The sequence below is a fragment of the Bacillus sp. LR_5 genome (assembly GCF_042709275.1).
Window position 1 is genome coordinate 1 of record NZ_JAVAXX010000145.1, and the last position, 16,162, is coordinate 16,162.

Below are 16,162 nucleotides of genomic sequence, written 5' to 3' on the forward strand. Positions count from 1 at the left end.
AGCCACGCTCTCGCCTTTCTGCATGAAGTACAGCTTGGTGATGTGTATAGTGTAACCATTCATCTTCACTCCTCTAATTAGTAGGATGAACATCTATTTTATTCTTAAATTGAAATTACTCTAAAAAAGGAATCTTTATAGGTATTATACTATAAAAAAGTAAGTGTGAACAGTATCCTAAGAAAAAAATGTGTCAATCCGGCAAATTTTTAATTTTAATGATATGTTCTAATTCTCAATTAGCTTAACTGATCGAAAATATTTTTTTGTTTTTCTTCATCAATGAGTTTCAGGACCTCATCTGTTTTTTCGTACGATTCCCCGTACCATTTCTCATCTTTATAAGTATGAATGTTTTCATATGTCTGTTTCATGGCTTCAAGAATTTCTTCTTCTGATTCTGTTTTCGGTGACCAGTACAGAATCTCCATCTTGTTTACTTCATTAGTAGCCAATGACCGGCGCCGGTACCCAATTGACTGAGCATGTTTGAAATGCTCTCTTTGATAAAACCTCAGGCGTTTTTCTGTATCAGTATCATCTTCATCCACAGGCTCCACCTCGAGCAATATCGGCTTATTTTTCTTTTTCAGCTTCGCGATCAATTTGCCGCCAAGCCCCTGCCCTCTTGCATCCTTAGACACATACAGATAATCAACGAAGATAAAAGAATCGAATTCCGCAAACATTAAGATATGATGTTTGCCTTCATCTTTATGATAAATATCGCTCCGCTCTTTCAGAAGAGCTTCCATATGCGCTTTTGATTTCATTTCTTCAATTGGAAAGTACTCGCTAAGCTTTTCATACCAGTTCATTGATTTGCTCCTTATGAGTTCATTGTCTTCATACTTTTAGATATACCCCATTTCATATTGTTTAAACAGCTTTACATCTATAAAGACGTACAAACTTCCGCCATGGTTTCATTTTTTTTCAGCAAAAAACGGAGTCAGATGCTCCGTTCATTTTGAAGTGTATGTAAAAAGCTTTCATTAAGCTTGGCTTTCCTGCTTGTAATGAAGCAGGCGGGGCTGCGCCAGTGCAATAAGAAACGTCATGATATATAATGCAGCTGCCGCGATAAAAGCTGTTTTCGCACCAGCAGCATCAGCCACGAGCCCCATAATGGAGTAGGTGACGCCTGACCAAGGAGTCAAAATCGCATTTTTGGCAGCCATGATCCCGATACGCTTCTGCTTGGGAATGACCTCTTGCAGCATGGTTTCCTGGCAAATATCACGCACCTGATAAAAAGGCCCCATTGCAGCACAAGCCAGAGCGCATAAATACGGGATTGGAGAAAATGAGAACAGAAGGGTCAGCGCCGCCATCACAAGCGAGCAGAAAATAATAACGTAGCCCATGTTCCGCTCAAAAAAAGCAGAAAAACGAATGGCAATCACACTGCCGACAATCGCACCTATAAAATAAGAAGCGTTAAACATCCCCCACCACACCTCTGTTTCATGCAAAACAGCCGCAGTAAATGCGAGAAGAATAGCAGACGACCAAACAGAACCCGCCAAAGCTTCTAACATGTCCATTAGAGTAATGTCTCTTACAATAGGGATCATCATTAAATCCTTCCATATACTTTTGGCAGATGCTTTTTCAGCTGTTCCATCTGTCGTTTTTTCATTTATATGAAGCACAATGAGGGAAGCTCCCGAAAGAACAAACAAGCAAATGGCTGCACCGACAACGAGTTCAAAAGGTACGGCATACGTCAGAAGGCCCCCAAGGCCCCAGCCTGCTGTTAAAAACAATTGATTCGAGAGGGAGATCACACCGTTCGCTTTCACATATTGCTCTTTTGGAACAATAATCGGCAGCAGCGCGAATCTTGCCGGCTGAAAAAAGGCGCCCGCGAAGGAAAAACAGAAGACAAACAGCAGCGTTATCCAAAAGAAAACCTGTTCGTGATGACTGACGCTAAAAGCCATAAGTATTGTAAAGACCGCTCTCAGCAGATTTGCACCCGCAAGCACCTTTTTAAAACCGAGATTGCGAAGCACTGGGGAGATGCAAAAGCTTGCCGCTATAATCGCAAACGACATGAACGATAAAACAAGACCCGCCAAAAAGACGGAGTCGGTCATTTGATAGACCCTGACCATTAATACGATTGTGACAAGGACTCCTGCTAAAGATTGAAGAGATTGAGACAATAATAGCGCAAAAACATTTTTGTTATGCAGAAATTGAATCGTATTTCGCCTCCGCTTTTTCCTCTAATTGTAAATGTTATCACTCTCACTTTCTATGATTATAAAAAAATCCTTCAAGAGAAATCTCTTGAAGGATTTTTGATTCATGAATAAGCTTTAAATTCTGCCTCCGTGCACATCACAAAATGTCCCGGTTTGACTTCACGGAATTCCATTGTTTCCCCATCTTTTAATTGATGGACGGACGGATCGTATTTCTGGCGGACGCGATTTCTCTCATAGTCCGGATCAGGAAGCGGAATCGCAGAAAGCAATGATTTTGTATACGGGTGAAGCGGATTTTCATAAAGCTCATCTGCCGGAGCAAGCTCAACCAGTTTCCCGAAATACATGACTCCAATGCGGTCGCTGATGTATTTGACCATCGATAAATCGTGGGCAATAAACAGGTATGTGAGCCCTTTTTCTTTTTGCAGTTCTTTCATTAAATTCACGACCTGTGCTTGAATGGATACATCCAAAGCGGAAATTGGCTCATCTGCGATAATGAATTCCGGATCTACAGCGAGAGCTCTGGCAATCCCGATTCTTTGGCGCTGGCCGCCGGAAAATTCATGCGGATAGCGGTTCGCGTGTTCCTTGTTTAAACCGACTGTTTCCAAGAGCTCGTGGACCCGCTGCATCCGCTCTTTTTTCGTATTCGCCAGCTTATGAATATCGAGGCCTTCAGCAATAATATCAGCAACTGTCATTCTCGGATTCAGGGATGCATATGGATCTTGGAAAATCATCTGCATTTTGCGGTTGAATTCCAGCAGCTTTTTCCGCGATTTTTTCCCGTGCACATTTTCGCCGTTGAACAGCACCTCACCATCGGTCGCTTCGTATAGCCGAATAATGCTTCGGCCTGTTGTCGATTTACCGCAGCCAGATTCTCCAACCAGCCCTAATGTTTCACCTTTATAGATATCAAATGATAAATCGTCTACAGCCTTAACCGTTCCTTTTGGCGTGACAAAGTGCTGTTTTAAATGTTTGATTTCTAATAGTTTCTCACTCAATTCATTCACCTTCTCTCACTAAGACAGGTTTTTCATAGGTATTTGCCAGTTTACGCATTTTCGCTTTTACCGCTTCAGGCGGCTCTATCTTTGGCGCGTCCGGATGAAGCAGCCACGATTTTACATAATGAGTATCGGACACCTTAAACATTGGCGGCTCCTGTTCAAAATCGATTTTCATCGCGTAAGAGCTCCGCAGCGCAAAAGCATCTCCTTTTGGCGGGTTTGTCAAATCAGGCGGCGTGCCCGGAATTGCAGTCAGCTGTTCTTCTCCTGAACTTTCCAGTGTCGGCATGGATGCAAGAAGCCCCCACGTATACGGATGTCTCGGATCGTAGAAAATCTCGTCTACCGTACCGGTTTCTACAATCTGTCCCGCGTACATGACAGCGACCCGATCAGCAACGTTAGCCACAACACCAAGATCGTGTGTGATAAAGATGATGGACGTGTCAATTTTCTTTTGCAAATCCTTCATCAATTCCAGAATTTGCGCTTGAATCGTTACATCAAGAGCAGTGGTCGGCTCATCGGCGATCAGAAGCTTCGGATTCGCCGCAAGCGCCATGGCGATGACAACCCGCTGCCTCATCCCGCCTGAAAATTCGTGCGGAAATTGGTTAACCCGCTTTTCCGGCATCGGGATACCGACTAATTCCAACAGTTCAACCGCGCGTTTTTTAGCCGCTTCCTTTGAAATTTTCTCGTGTTTAAAAAGCACTTCCGTAATTTGTTTGCCGACCTTCATCGTCGGATTTAAAGAGGTCATCGGATCCTGGAATATCATCCCGATCTCTTTTCCCCGGACATTTTGCATCTCTTTTTCGGACAGCGGCACCAGATCCTTTCCTTCAAACAAGATCTCACCTCGTTTGAAATAACCCGGAGGCATTGGAATCAGCTTCATGATCGCTTGAGAGGTCACACTTTTTCCGGAGCCTGATTCTCCGACAATGGCCAGCGTTTCTCCTTTATCCAGATGGAAATTCACTCCGCGGATCGCCTGAACCTCTCCGCCATATGTTTTAAATGAAATCGCTAAATCTTTTACTTCTAATAGGCGTGTCACCCGTATCACTCCCTTATTTACGTAACTTAGGATCCAATGCGTCTCTTAATCCGTCGCCGACAACGTTAAAGCCAAACATCGTAATGCAGATGAAACCGGCAGGGAAGAATAGACGCCACGGATAATAGGTCAATGCAGGCAATCCGTCAGAAGCCATCGTTCCCCAGCTTGCCAGCGGAGCCGGAACACCAAGTCCCAAATAGCTTAAAAAGGCTTCTGTGAAAATCGCAGTCGGAACTGTCAATGTCATCGTGACCAAAATGGAACCCATTGCGTTTGGCACGATATGTTTAAACAGCAGACGGGATGTTTTTGCACCAAGTGTCTGTGAAGCAAGCACATACTCCTGATTCTTCAGCTGCAGCACTTGTCCACGCACGATTCTGGCCATATTAATCCAGCCCGTAATTGTCATGGCAATAATAATCGTAAATAGCCCTTTCGGAAGCACAACCATCAGTAAGATGACCATTAATAATGAAGGAACTGCCCAAAGGATATCGGCGATACGCATCATAATTTCATCCGTTCTGCCTCCGCGGAAGCCTGAAATGCTTCCCCAAATCACACCGATCAGCAAATCAAGAACAGCGGCTGCAACACCGATAAAGATTGAGATTCGCGCACCTACCCAAGTACGGACGAAAATATCCCGTCCAAGATCATCTGTTCCGAACCAGTGATCTTTTGAAGGCGGCTTATCCGCATTTAAGAGATTAGTAGTTGAATAATCGTATCTTGAGAACATTGGCGCAAAAATTGCCATAAGGATAATGAGTACAATAATGATAAGCCCGACCATTGCAAGCTTATTGCTGCGGAAACGAAGCATCGCATCTTTCCAGAGGGAAAGGCTCTTTTTACTTATTTTTTCTGCATCGCCGGCATTCGCTGCGGCTGGTTCAAACAGGTTTTTTGGAATGTTTTGCATGGCCTAGGCTCCTTTCTTTGCTTTTGAAAGCTTGATTCTTGGATCAATAATGCCGTATAGCACGTCTACGATTAATACACACAATAGCAAGATGACACTGAAGAACACCGTTACACCCATAATGACTGTATAATCACGGTTTGTAATACTGTTTACGAAGTGTGCACCAAGCCCCGGGATACCAAAGATGGACTCAATAATAAAGCTTCCCGTTAAGACCTGCGCGGCCATCGGGCCCATGTATGTAACGACTGGCAAAAGCGCGTTTCGAATGGCGTGCCGCACTGTAACTGCTGGACGGGACAGCCCTTTTGCTTTCGCTGTGCGAATATAATCACTGTTTAACACTTCGATCATGCTTGAACGAGAAAGTCTGGCAATAAACGCCATCGGCATGGAAGCAAGTGCGATTGAAGGCAAAAAGGTGTATGCCCAGGACTCCCAACCCGCGACAGGAAACAGATCAAGCTTCATGGAGAACACATATTGCAGAACAGCCGCCATGATAAAGCTCGGAACTGAAATGCCAAATATCGTTAAAATCGCCACGGTATAATCCTGCCACTTATTATGGTAAAGGGCTGCTATAACCCCAAACAATACACCTAACGCTAAAGCGAGGAGAATAGCTTCTGCTCCAAGAGTGAATGAAACGGGGAAACCTGAACTGATTAGGTCGTTAACACTCTGACCTTTATATTTAAATGACGGTCCGAAATCCCACATTGCAACTGATTTCAAATAACTGACGTATTGTACAAACAGCGGCTTGTCCAAGCCGTAATGCGCATTTAAGTTTGCTTCGATTTCAGGCGGAAGCTTTTTCTCACCTGAAAATGGCCCACCCGGTGCTGCCTGCATTAAGAAGAATGTCACAGTTACAATCACAAATAATGTGATAATCATATAGACTAAGCGTCTTCCGATATATTTTAGCAAGGGGGAACACCTCCATGATTTTTACATTTTTATACTCTTTCAGTAAGAAAGGTATATGGGAAATAGGTCCCCATATACCTTGAGGTTTTTGTTTTCACAAATAAGACTTATTGAAAGTACGAGTTTCTGAAATAAATTTCTCCGGTTCCAGTAATGATGGTTCCTTTCAGATTTTCGTCTTGCACCCAAGGAATCGTATAAAAATAAACTGGCGCTACAGGCATTTCATCAATGAAAATACCTTCTGCTTTTTTCAGCAGCTCTGCACGTTTTGTTGGATCAGTTTCAGTTTGTGACTGATTCAGAAGCTTTTTGAATTCTGGATTTTCCCAGCCAGTATCGTTATTACCTCCGTTTTTGTCACGGAACAACTCGAGGAAGTTAATAGGATCGTTAAAGTCGCCAAGCCAACCCATACGGCCGATTTGATAATCTTGGCTGTGAAGCTTATCAATATATACATTCCATTCTGAGTTATCAAGCTCAACATTCACGCCTAAATTTTTCTTCCACATTTCTTGCACGGCTTGAGCGATTTTCGCATGTGCATCATCAGTGTTATAAGACAATTTGATTTTCGGAAGGTCAGATGCCTTGCTTAAGCCCATTTCTTTCAGGCCTTTTTCAAGATATTCTTTTGCCGTTTTGACATCGTTGTCTTTGAAGTAGCCTTCTTTGTTATCCTCAAATCCCTTCATTGTCGGTGGCACCGCAGCCATTGCCGGGATTTGTTCACCTTGCGTAATGTTTTTAACAATCGATTGACGATCAATCGCATAAGATAATGCTTTACGGATATTTACATTGTCTAACGGCTTAGCTTCAGTGTTGAATTTGTACCAATAGACACCTGCCATCGGCTCAACATGTAAAGAACCGTCTTTTTTCAGGGTAGGAAGAGATTCTGTCGGAAGCTGTCCGAGCGGCAAACCGGCCCAATCAAGTTCGCCAGCTTGGAATTTTTTCAGTTCAGTATTGTTATTGTTGATCATAACCATACTGATTTTCTTCAGTTTGACTTTGTCTTTATCCCAATACTGATCATTTTTTTCAAGAGTGATAGAACCGCTGTGTTTCCATGCCGTCATTTTGAACGGTCCGTTCGATACATAATCATCTCCGGCATTTGTGTTCCACTTTTTATTTTTCTCTGCAATTTGCTTGTTGATCGGCATATACGTATAAAACGCAGTTAATTCAGTAAAATAAGGAGTTGGGTTATTTAATTCAACCTTCAGCGTTTTGTCATTCACGGCTTTTACTGCTACATCATCTAGGCTGCCTTTACCGGTATTCGCCGCTTCAGCACCTTTTATGTAGTAAAGCTGGTAAGCATATTGTGATTCATTATTAGGATCAAGCACCCACTTCCAAGCATATTCAAAGTCTTGGGCTGTTACAGGGTCCCCGTTTGACCATTTCACACCATCACGAATTGTAAATGTATATGTCTTTCCATCTTTGCTTGTTTCAATTTTAGAAGCCATGCCATTTTCAGGCTCACCATCTGCATTGATACGTGTCAATCCTTCAAAAGTCTGACGGATGACACCACCCGACACATTGTCATTTGCCAATCCCGGATGTAAGGAGAACGGCTCAGTTTTAATATTAATGTTAAGTGTCGTCTTTCCTTTGCTGTCCTTTTTCCCTTCACCGTTTGATCCGCTGCCGCCAAAGCCGCATGCGCTCAGCACGAGAGTGAAAATGAGCATTAACGTGACAATCGACCAACGTTTTTTCATATCCACAAACCCCCTAAAAATAATTTTCAGCTCCTTACGGCTAAATCCTCAGAAATATCAGACAAATGAACCTGAGTTTCCATAACTTTTATTCTGTTCCGTCTTTTCTGATTATTTTTGTAAAAAAGCTGTAACAATAGAGTGAACAAGTTCATTATAATGAAACAAATAATTTATTGCAATATTATTTTATCAATTTAAAATATTTGAACTTCGTTAGTTTTTCTTCCACGAACATAATATCCTTCTACCATTTAAAGCATAAATTGATTAAAAACTTTTTCATGTGTTTTCTGCCCATATTGCTTTTTACATATAATATCTGCCTGTTTTTACGCTGATAGCAGTTATCATTTAAGGATTTTACAGCACTCGTGTTATTTATATTATTACAATTTTACTGGAAAAAAGAATGTTTTTTCATGATGACAATTGGTTATAATTGATTTATAATGAAGCAATCAAAAGAAAAGCTTGCTATGAAAAAGAGTAGTACACGTTTCACCTGTTTGAAGAGAGTCTGCGGTGCTGGGAGCAGATAACGGGCAATGTGGAATGGACTTTGGAGCAGCTGACCGAACTGGAAAAAAGTAGGCTCAGCCGGAGCAGTCTCCGTTACAAACGTCAGAGTGATTCCATTTTAATGGAATAATCAGGGTGGTACCACGGTTCATTCGTCCCTTTTTTACAGGGGAAGAATGAGCCTTTTTTATTATGTTTTAAGAAATGAGGTTGATGTTTTCATGAAACAAACGATTTTTTCAGGTATTCAGCCAAGCGGCTCAGTGACGCTCGGCAACTATATCGGTGCAATGAAGCAGTTTGTCGAACTGCAGCATGATTATAACAGCTATTTTTGCATCGTCGATCAGCATGCGATAACTGTTCCTCAAGATCGGCTTGAGCTTAGAAAGAATATCCGCAATCTCGCGGCGCTTTACTTAGCTGTCGGACTTGATCCAGAAAAAGCAACATTGTTTATTCAGTCAGAGGTCCCCGCGCATGCGCAGGCCGGATGGATGATGCAGTGTGTCGCCTATATCGGCGAGCTTGAGCGGATGACTCAATTTAAGGACAAATCCAAAGGCAATGAAGCTGTCGTCTCCGGCCTGTTAACGTATCCGCCGCTGATGGCCGCTGATATTCTGCTGTACGGAACGGATCTTGTACCTGTCGGCGAGGATCAAAAGCAGCACCTTGAACTGACGCGGAATCTTGCAGAACGCTTCAACAAAAAATACAACGACATCTTTACGATTCCGGAAGTGAAAATTCCAAAAGTCGGTGCACGCATCATGTCTCTGAATGATCCGCTGAAGAAAATGAGCAAATCTGATCCGAATCAGAAAGCTTATATTACATTGCTGGATGAGCCGAAGCAGCTTGAAAAGAAAATCAAAAGCGCTGTAACGGATTCTGAAGGCATTGTGAAATTTGATAAGGAAAACAAACCGGGCGTTTCAAACCTTCTTACAATTTATTCAATCCTCGGCAATACGACAATTGAAGAGCTTGAAGCAAAGTACGAAGGAAAAGGCTACGGCGAGTTTAAAGGTGATTTGGCAGAAGTCGTGGTGAACGCATTAAAACCGATCCAGGACCGCTATTATGAGCTCATAGAATCTGAAGAATTAGACCGGATTCTTGATGAAGGCGCGGAACGAGCGAACCGGACAGCAAACAAAATGCTGAAAAAAATGGAGAATGCCATGGGTCTTGGAAGAAAAAGACGCTAATCAAAAAACCGCTCTTTGCAAAGAGCGGTTTTTTTTAGTTGACCTTTGATTCGTTTTCCATTTCCCAAAGCTTTTCGAAAAAAGGCTGTCCTTTTATTAGGTTTTCGCAAAAAGCTAGGTGTTTGTCCGACCAGCCTTCAATTGTTTCGTTATACAGCATGTCCCAAATCTCTTCAAAGCTCATCCTTTTGATTTGTTCATACATATGCGGATTCCACTCTGTGTACCAGTAGCCGATTTCAGCCCGGTTTTTCAGCCCTTTTAATTGGTCAAGCGCCATAAACATCAGCTGCTTAATTTGCCGTTCTTTTCTAGTCAGTCCTCTGACATGTTCTGGTGCTAATGATAAGATGTGATATTCCTTAGAGGATTCCAGCTTCTTTGGCTCAAATTCATATGTTTCAGGCTCTACATCTTTTACCATTTCATAAACGAGCTGCTCCTGTCTTGGGATCAGACGGCTTTTTCTGACAGGGATCGTGTAGCCGATCGTGTCGACAGCTAAAATGCCGATTCCGTCTGTTACGACAAAACAATACTCAAGCTTTGTCCGCTCATGATTTTTCCGAATGTACGATTTCTGATGTACGTCTTCAAGCAAACCTTTCGGAAGCTCTGACAAATCGTTTTCTATGTAATGAAACAGTACTGACGGCACCCTTAACAGCGGCACCTGATCCAAAAGCTCAACCGTATCTTCCTTGCGCCATTCGTGAAAGTGGCATACATTGTAGCCATTTTCTTCCCCTTCAAACCAATTGACCCACACATCATGAAGAAATAACATCTCTAACCCCTCACTTTTATAAAAACTGTTGTCCACAGTATAGGCAAGGGATAGAGAAATTATTCCAAAGAGATTGAGGAAATCTGGAATCACTGGGTTTATGTAAGAATCGCAAAAAGCAGATCTCTTTGTATATTTTCTAACAAAAGGAGACCTGCTTTTTTTCTGATTTGGTAATATTTTATCACAGTTATGATATTCATTTTTATTTAATATTTTTCGGGTCAAGCGCATCCCGCAGGCCATCACCGACAAAGTTGAAGCATAAAACGGTCATTAAAATAAATAGCCCGGGAAATAACGGGTACCACCATGCTTGAATCATTACTGTGAAATTCTGTGCGTCTTGAAGCATGTTCCCCCAGCTAGCGATTGGCGGCTGGATTCCAAAGCCCAAGTAGCTTAGCGCCGATTCAGCTAGAATAACAGACCCTACTTTCAGCGTAGCTGACACGATAATCGGCCCTAACGCATTGGGCAGGATATGAGAAAAAATAATTTTGTGCGTTTTTGTTCCAATTGTTTTAGCAGCAAGAACATATTCCCTTGAACGGAGCGACAAGAATTCTCCCCTTACTAATCGTGCTGTTGTGGTCCATCCTGTGAGACAGAAAATTAAAATCAGTTTGTCCACACCCGGCTTGAAGATGGTGACCAGCGTGATCAACAAGAAAATATCAGGAATGGATAACACAATGTCAACTACACGCATAATGACAGCATCCACTATTCCTCTGAAATATCCGGCTAATGCTCCTAAAACCGTTCCGATCAAAATCGAACCGACTACGGACGCAAATCCAACCAATAAAGAGACACGCGCTCCATATAGGATCCGGCTGAAAATATCACGTCCAAATTTATCCGTTCCCATCAGATGTTCAAGGCCCGGCGCCTTATATTTATCAAGCAGGCTTTGCTGCTCTTGGGGATAAGGTGCAATTAAAGGGGCGAAAACAGCAGACATAATAATGATAAAAAGAATAACGGCACCTAAAATGGCCAGTTTGTTTTTCGAGAATTTTTCCCAGAAAATCTTTGTCATTGTTTCTGGCTTTTTCGAAATATTTTCTTTCAGCCTGATCTCCGGCGAGGGAGTTGTTTGCAGCTCTGACATCTCTGTTTCCCTCCTTTTAATATTCGATCCGCGGATCAACAATCGCGTAAAGGATGTCTGCAATGAGGTTTCCGACAACGACAAGAACCGCCGAGATCACAGTCATTGCCATGATAACCGGATAATCGCGCTGGAATGCTGAATCGACAAACAGCTTTCCTAATCCCGGCCAAGTGAAAATCTGCTCTACGACAACCGCTCCGCCAATAAAGGAAGGAATCATTAAGCCGAAAATCGTAATAACAGGCAATAGTGCATTCCGCAAGCCGTGCTTAAATAATACTCGATTCTCTTTGAAACCTTTTGATCTGGCAGTCCGGATATAATCTTGATTTAAAACATCAAGCATATTGGATCTTGTATATCTCGTTAAGCCTGCCATATCAGCTGTCGCCAGCACAAAAGCGGGTAAAAGCAAATGATGAATCCGGTCTACTATACTGAAATCTGAGTTAAGGGTGGCGACTCCCCCGGTTGGAAACCAGCCGAGATTCACGGCAAACACCATGATTAAAATCAAACCGAACCAAAAATTCGGGATTGCCAAACCGATAAATGAAGTAAATGTAATGCCGTAGTCCAGCTTCGAATAAGGTTTTTTTGCAGAAATTACCCCGAATGGGATGGAAATGATCAGCGCCAAAATTGTTGACACCAGCATCAAGAGGAGTGTGTTGGGCAGCCGTGCTAAAATCAGTTCTGAAACAGGCGTCCCTTTTCTGATGATGGATGTGCCGAAATCACCTTGAACCATATTGCCTAGCCATTTTAAATATTGAACATACTCAGGGTCATTGAGACCGTACTTTTCAATAAACTGAGCCCTGTCTGCCTGGCTGATCGTAGGATCCATCATAAGTGTCATCGGGTCCCCTGGAGCGGCTTTCATAATAATGAAAGACAAAATTGTAATTCCCAAAAGAATAGGAATCGAAGATAACGTTCTTCGAATAATATATGTAACCATATTCTTGTCCCCTTCGTTGTTCTTTTTCAAATTCAAAGGGGAAGGAAACGCACTCCCTCCCCTGCAAGGGAAAATTATAAATTATTGGGCAAGCCACCATTTTTCAATTTGGTACAACTCGCGTTTTGGATGATACACATAACCCTCTAAGTTAGCCGGCATCGCCATATGGTTGTTCGGATAGTAAAGGAAGGTATACGGCTGATCTTCAGCAAGTTTTTGGTAAATCTTTTCGTAAGCTTTTGAGTATTCGTTACGGTCACTGATTGATTTTGCATCTTTGAGAAGCTTATCAACTTCAGGGTTTTTGTACCACATGTTATTTAAGCCTTTTTCAGACTGGCTAGAATGGAAGATATCGTAATGGTCTGGGAACGTTGATAAACTCCATCCTAAAACCATTGCGTCATAGTCCCAATTAGGTGGATTTGTCTGTTCTACTAATGCACTCCACTCAACGATTTGCGGCGTTACCTTAATCCCGACTTTCTTCAATTGTTCTTGAACAACAACTGCAATGTCTTCACGAACTTTATTTCCTTGATTCGTTTTCAGTGTAAACTCGAATTTTTTACCGTCTTTATCGAGGATGCCGTCACCGTCAGTATCTTCCCAGCCGGCTTCTTTCAACATCTTCTTAGCTTTTTTGACGTTGTATTCAAATTTAGGAACCTCTATATCTTTCGGATAGTTCCATGAAACCGGGCTTTCAGGGATATAAGCGACCTTCCCATCCCCATCTAATACGGTTTGCACCATTGTTTCACGGTCTAAAGCTGTCGTAAGCGCCTGGCGCACTTTTTTGTCTTTAAACAGCTCATTTTTCTCATTCCAGCCGATATACGTATAGCTTAACGCTAAATCTGTTACGACTTTGACATTATTAAACGATTCAGCTGTCTTATAGTCAGTTGACGGCACGTTAAAGAAATCAATATCTCCGGCCTGAAGCTGGGCAACTGCTGCATTGGCGTCAGGAATGATTTTATACGTGACACTGTCTAAATACGGACGGCCGTCATAGTAGTCATCATTAGCAACAAGCTTCACGTATTGTCCGTCTTTCCATTCTTTAAATTTGAAAGGCCCCGAGCCGATTGGATTTTTTCTATTAAATTCGTTATCTTCAAGCTCTGCAACCGGTACATCTTTTAAAATGTGCTCAGGCAGAATCCCGTAGCTGTCTAACGTATTGTTATAGAAGTTAGGGTCTTTGTATTTCAGCGTAAATAAAACCTCATAGTCTCCCTTTTTCTCTACTGATTTCAGCATTTCAAAGTTAGAGCCGCGCTCTCCTTTGTAATCCTTGTTAAGCGGAATGCTGTACGTAAAGACGACATCATCGGCAGTAAGCTCTTCTCCGTCATGGAACTTAACGCCTTTTTTGATTTTTACGTCATATTTCAATCCGCCATCCAGCTCTTTCACACTTTCCGCCAGTGACATTTTGACATTTAAGTTTTCATCGGTTTTCGTTAAAAAGCTGTAAATCATTTGTTCAATATCTGTACTTGATTCATCTGTTGAATATAATGAGTTGAAAAGTGTTGGCGCTCCGATTGAACCAACAACCAAATCCCCGCCTTGCTGCGGTTTGCCTGCTGATTTTTTCTCGCTGCTGTTGCTCGATTTTGATCCCGAGCAGGCTGATAAAAAGATGGCCAGAACCATCAATACACTTAGCATCATCAGTGCGGTTTTCCGTCTTTTCATTAGATATTCCCCCTCTTGAAATGTTCGTTTTTCTCAGCTGTTGTTTATGTAGTGTGCATACCCCCTCTCAAAGCTGTGCGGGCAACATTAGCTATAAAGGTGACAAGCCACAAAGTGGCTGGGAGCAGCTTCTTTAAATTCTGGTATTTGTTCCTTGCATATCGGTTTTGCAACAGGACATCTTGTGTGGAATACGCAGCCTTTTGGCGGTTTGGCCGGACTAGGCAGTTCTCCCTTCAGGACAATGCGTTCACGTTTGACAGATCCTCTTTTTCTTGTAACCGGAACGGAGGATAAAAGCGCTTGGGTATATGGGTGAAGCGGGTTGTCATAAAGCTCATGCTTGCCGGTCAGTTCCATCATTTTGCCAAGATACATTACTCCGACTCTGTCGCTGATATGGCGGACGACACTCAGATCATGAGAGATAAATAGATACGTAAGATTAAATTCTTCCTGTAATTCCTCCATCAAGTTAATCACTTGGGCCTGAATAGATACATCAAGTGCGGAAACCGGCTCATCTGCAATGATCAGCTCTGGATTCAAAGTGAGTGCTCTGGCAATGCCGATCCGCTGGCGCTGGCCGCCGGAAAATTCATGGGGATAACGGCTGGCAAACGACGGGTGAAGCCCTACTCTTGCAAGCAGCTCTTCAACTTTTTCGTTTCGTTCACGCATGGTATACATGTTGTGCGTATTAAACGGCTCCTTTATGATGGAACGCAGGGTCTTTCTCGGGTTTAACGAAGCAAATGGATCTTGGAAAACCATTTGAATATTTTTGCGGACACTCTTCCGCAGCTTCTCCTCTGACAGATTGGAAATATCCTGCCCTTTAAAAAGAATTTGGCCCTCTGTCGGTTTGTACAGTCTGATCATCGTTCTGCCGGCAGTCGATTTTCCGCAGCCCGACTCTCCAACGATTCCGAGTGTTTCTCCTTTTTTTAACGAAAATGAAACACCATCCACCGCTTTTACATCACCGACTTTTCTTTGAAAAAGGCCTGACCGGATCGGAAAGTATTTTTTTACGTCACGAAGCTCTAAGATTGTTTCTTGATTAGCTGCTGTCATGATTGTTCGGCACCCTCTTCCTCATATAAAAAGCATCTCACCGTTCTTCCGCTTTTGTGTGTCAAAAGCGAAGGCTGATTTGTCCAGCACTTATCCATAGCTTTCGGGCACCTTGGGGCAAAACGGCATCCCGGCGGCAGATTATCCGGTGTAGGCACACTGCCTTTAATCGCATTTAATTTATCAATCTCTCCATCTATAACAGGAATTGACGTAAGCAGGCCTTCTGTATACGGATGAAGCGGTTTTAAAAATAAGTCATCAACGGTAGCGTTTTCTACGACTTGTCCGCAGTACATGACAATTACTCTATCGGCAGCCTCAGACACGACACCTAAGTCGTGTGTGATGAGAAGAATCGATGTATTGAACTTCTGACAGAGATCTTTCATGAGCTCCAGCACCTGGGCTTGTATTGTCACGTCCAGCGCTGTCGTTGGTTCATCAGCAATGAGCAGTTTAGGATTACAGCTCAGTGCGATGGCAATCATCACCCTCTGTCTCATACCGCCGGACAGCCGATGCGGGTACTCTTTCATAATTTGCTCCGCCCGGGAGAAACCGACCATCTGCAAGAGTTCAACAGCTCGTTGACGGGCTTCTTTTTTCTTCATGTTTTTATGGTAAATCAGCACTTCGGTAATTTGTTCTCCGATTGTTAACACCGGATTAAGGGAGGTCATTGGTTCCTGAAAGATCATGGATACTTCGTTACCGCGGATTTTGCAATAATCGTTTTCAGTGAATGAGGTGAGGTCTTTGTCTTCGAGTTTAATAGAGCCGTCCATGATTTTTCCGCCTGAGCTTTGGACGAGGCCCATAATTGATAAAGAAGTAATGCTTTTTCCG

Annotated in this window: 14 protein-coding genes and 1 other annotated feature; of the genes, 1 reads left to right on the plus strand and 13 read right to left on the minus strand. The window is 42.7% G+C overall.

What is annotated here, in order from left to right:
- Nucleotides 1–239 precede the first annotated feature (239 nt).
- The 7 genes from RAC86_RS23225 to oppA form a co-directional block, all read right to left on the minus strand.
- The gene (locus tag RAC86_RS23225; protein WP_003224597.1) at nt 240–818 is read right to left on the minus strand and encodes a GNAT family N-acetyltransferase; all 579 of its coding nucleotides are present in this window, start codon (nt 816–818) and stop codon (nt 240–242) included.
- Nucleotides 819–995: 177 nt separating this feature from the next.
- The gene (locus RAC86_RS23230; RefSeq protein WP_072566095.1) at nt 996–2,210 is read right to left on the minus strand and encodes an MFS transporter; all 1,215 of its coding nucleotides are present in this window, start codon (nt 2,208–2,210) and stop codon (nt 996–998) included.
- A gap of 104 nt (nt 2,211–2,314) precedes the next feature.
- Nucleotides 2,315–3,232 (minus strand): oligopeptide ABC transporter ATP-binding protein OppF, encoded by a 918-nt coding sequence (gene oppF / locus RAC86_RS23235; protein ID WP_072182806.1) that lies wholly within the window; start codon nt 3,230–3,232, stop codon nt 2,315–2,317.
- Nucleotide 3,233: 1 nt separating this feature from the next.
- On the minus strand, nt 3,234–4,310 hold the full coding sequence (gene oppD / locus RAC86_RS23240) for an oligopeptide ABC transporter ATP-binding protein OppD (RefSeq protein WP_072566094.1): 1,077 nt from the start codon (nt 4,308–4,310) through the stop codon (nt 3,234–3,236).
- 4 nt (nt 4,311–4,314) lie between these two features.
- On the minus strand, nt 4,315–5,232 hold the full coding sequence (oppC, locus tag RAC86_RS23245) for an oligopeptide ABC transporter permease OppC (protein WP_014113369.1): 918 nt from the start codon (nt 5,230–5,232) through the stop codon (nt 4,315–4,317).
- Nucleotides 5,233–5,235: 3 nt separating this feature from the next.
- Nucleotides 5,236–6,171, minus strand: a complete 936-nt coding sequence (oppB, locus tag RAC86_RS23250; RefSeq protein ID WP_014113368.1) for an oligopeptide ABC transporter permease OppB — start codon at nt 6,169–6,171, stop codon at nt 5,236–5,238.
- 107 nt (nt 6,172–6,278) lie between these two features.
- Complete coding sequence (gene oppA, locus RAC86_RS23255; RefSeq protein ID WP_072566093.1) at nt 6,279–7,916, minus strand: oligopeptide ABC transporter substrate-binding protein OppA; 1,638 nt, start codon at nt 7,914–7,916, stop codon at nt 6,279–6,281.
- Between the two features lie 470 nt (nt 7,917–8,386).
- Nucleotides 8,387–8,601 (plus strand) — a binding site (T-box leader).
- Nucleotides 8,602–8,659: 58 nt separating this feature from the next.
- On the opposite strand from oppA, the gene trpS reads away from it, so the two are divergent.
- A complete protein-coding gene (gene trpS / locus RAC86_RS23260) occupies nt 8,660–9,652 on the plus strand; it encodes a tryptophan--tRNA ligase (protein WP_003245134.1) in 993 nt (330 codons plus the stop codon).
- Nucleotides 9,653–9,686: 34 nt separating this feature from the next.
- Here the strand turns inward: trpS and RAC86_RS23265 are convergent, their stop codons facing one another.
- From RAC86_RS23265 to appD, 6 genes are all read right to left on the minus strand, one after another.
- Nucleotides 9,687–10,439 (minus strand): YjbA family protein, encoded by a 753-nt coding sequence (locus tag RAC86_RS23265; RefSeq protein ID WP_003239298.1) that lies wholly within the window; start codon nt 10,437–10,439, stop codon nt 9,687–9,689.
- 205 nt (nt 10,440–10,644) lie between these two features.
- Nucleotides 10,645–11,556, minus strand: a complete 912-nt coding sequence (appC, locus tag RAC86_RS23270; RefSeq protein ID WP_003232961.1) for an oligopeptide ABC transporter permease AppC — start codon at nt 11,554–11,556, stop codon at nt 10,645–10,647.
- 16 nt (nt 11,557–11,572) lie between these two features.
- Nucleotides 11,573–12,523, minus strand: a complete 951-nt coding sequence (locus RAC86_RS23275) for an ABC transporter permease (protein ID WP_014476430.1) — start codon at nt 12,521–12,523, stop codon at nt 11,573–11,575.
- Nucleotides 12,524–12,604: 81 nt separating this feature from the next.
- Nucleotides 12,605–14,236, minus strand: a complete 1,632-nt coding sequence (locus RAC86_RS23280; RefSeq protein WP_029317612.1) for a peptide-binding protein — start codon at nt 14,234–14,236, stop codon at nt 12,605–12,607.
- Nucleotides 14,237–14,323: 87 nt separating this feature from the next.
- Nucleotides 14,324–15,313: an oligopeptide ABC transporter ATP-binding protein AppF gene (gene appF, locus RAC86_RS23285; protein ID WP_029317611.1), complete on the minus strand. Its 990-nt coding sequence runs from the start codon at nt 15,311–15,313 to the stop codon at nt 14,324–14,326.
- On the minus strand, nt 15,310–16,162 hold an 853-nt coding region (gene appD, locus RAC86_RS23290), incomplete at its 5' end, for an oligopeptide ABC transporter ATP-binding protein AppD (protein ID WP_377886066.1). The genes appD and appF, both read right to left, overlap by 4 nt.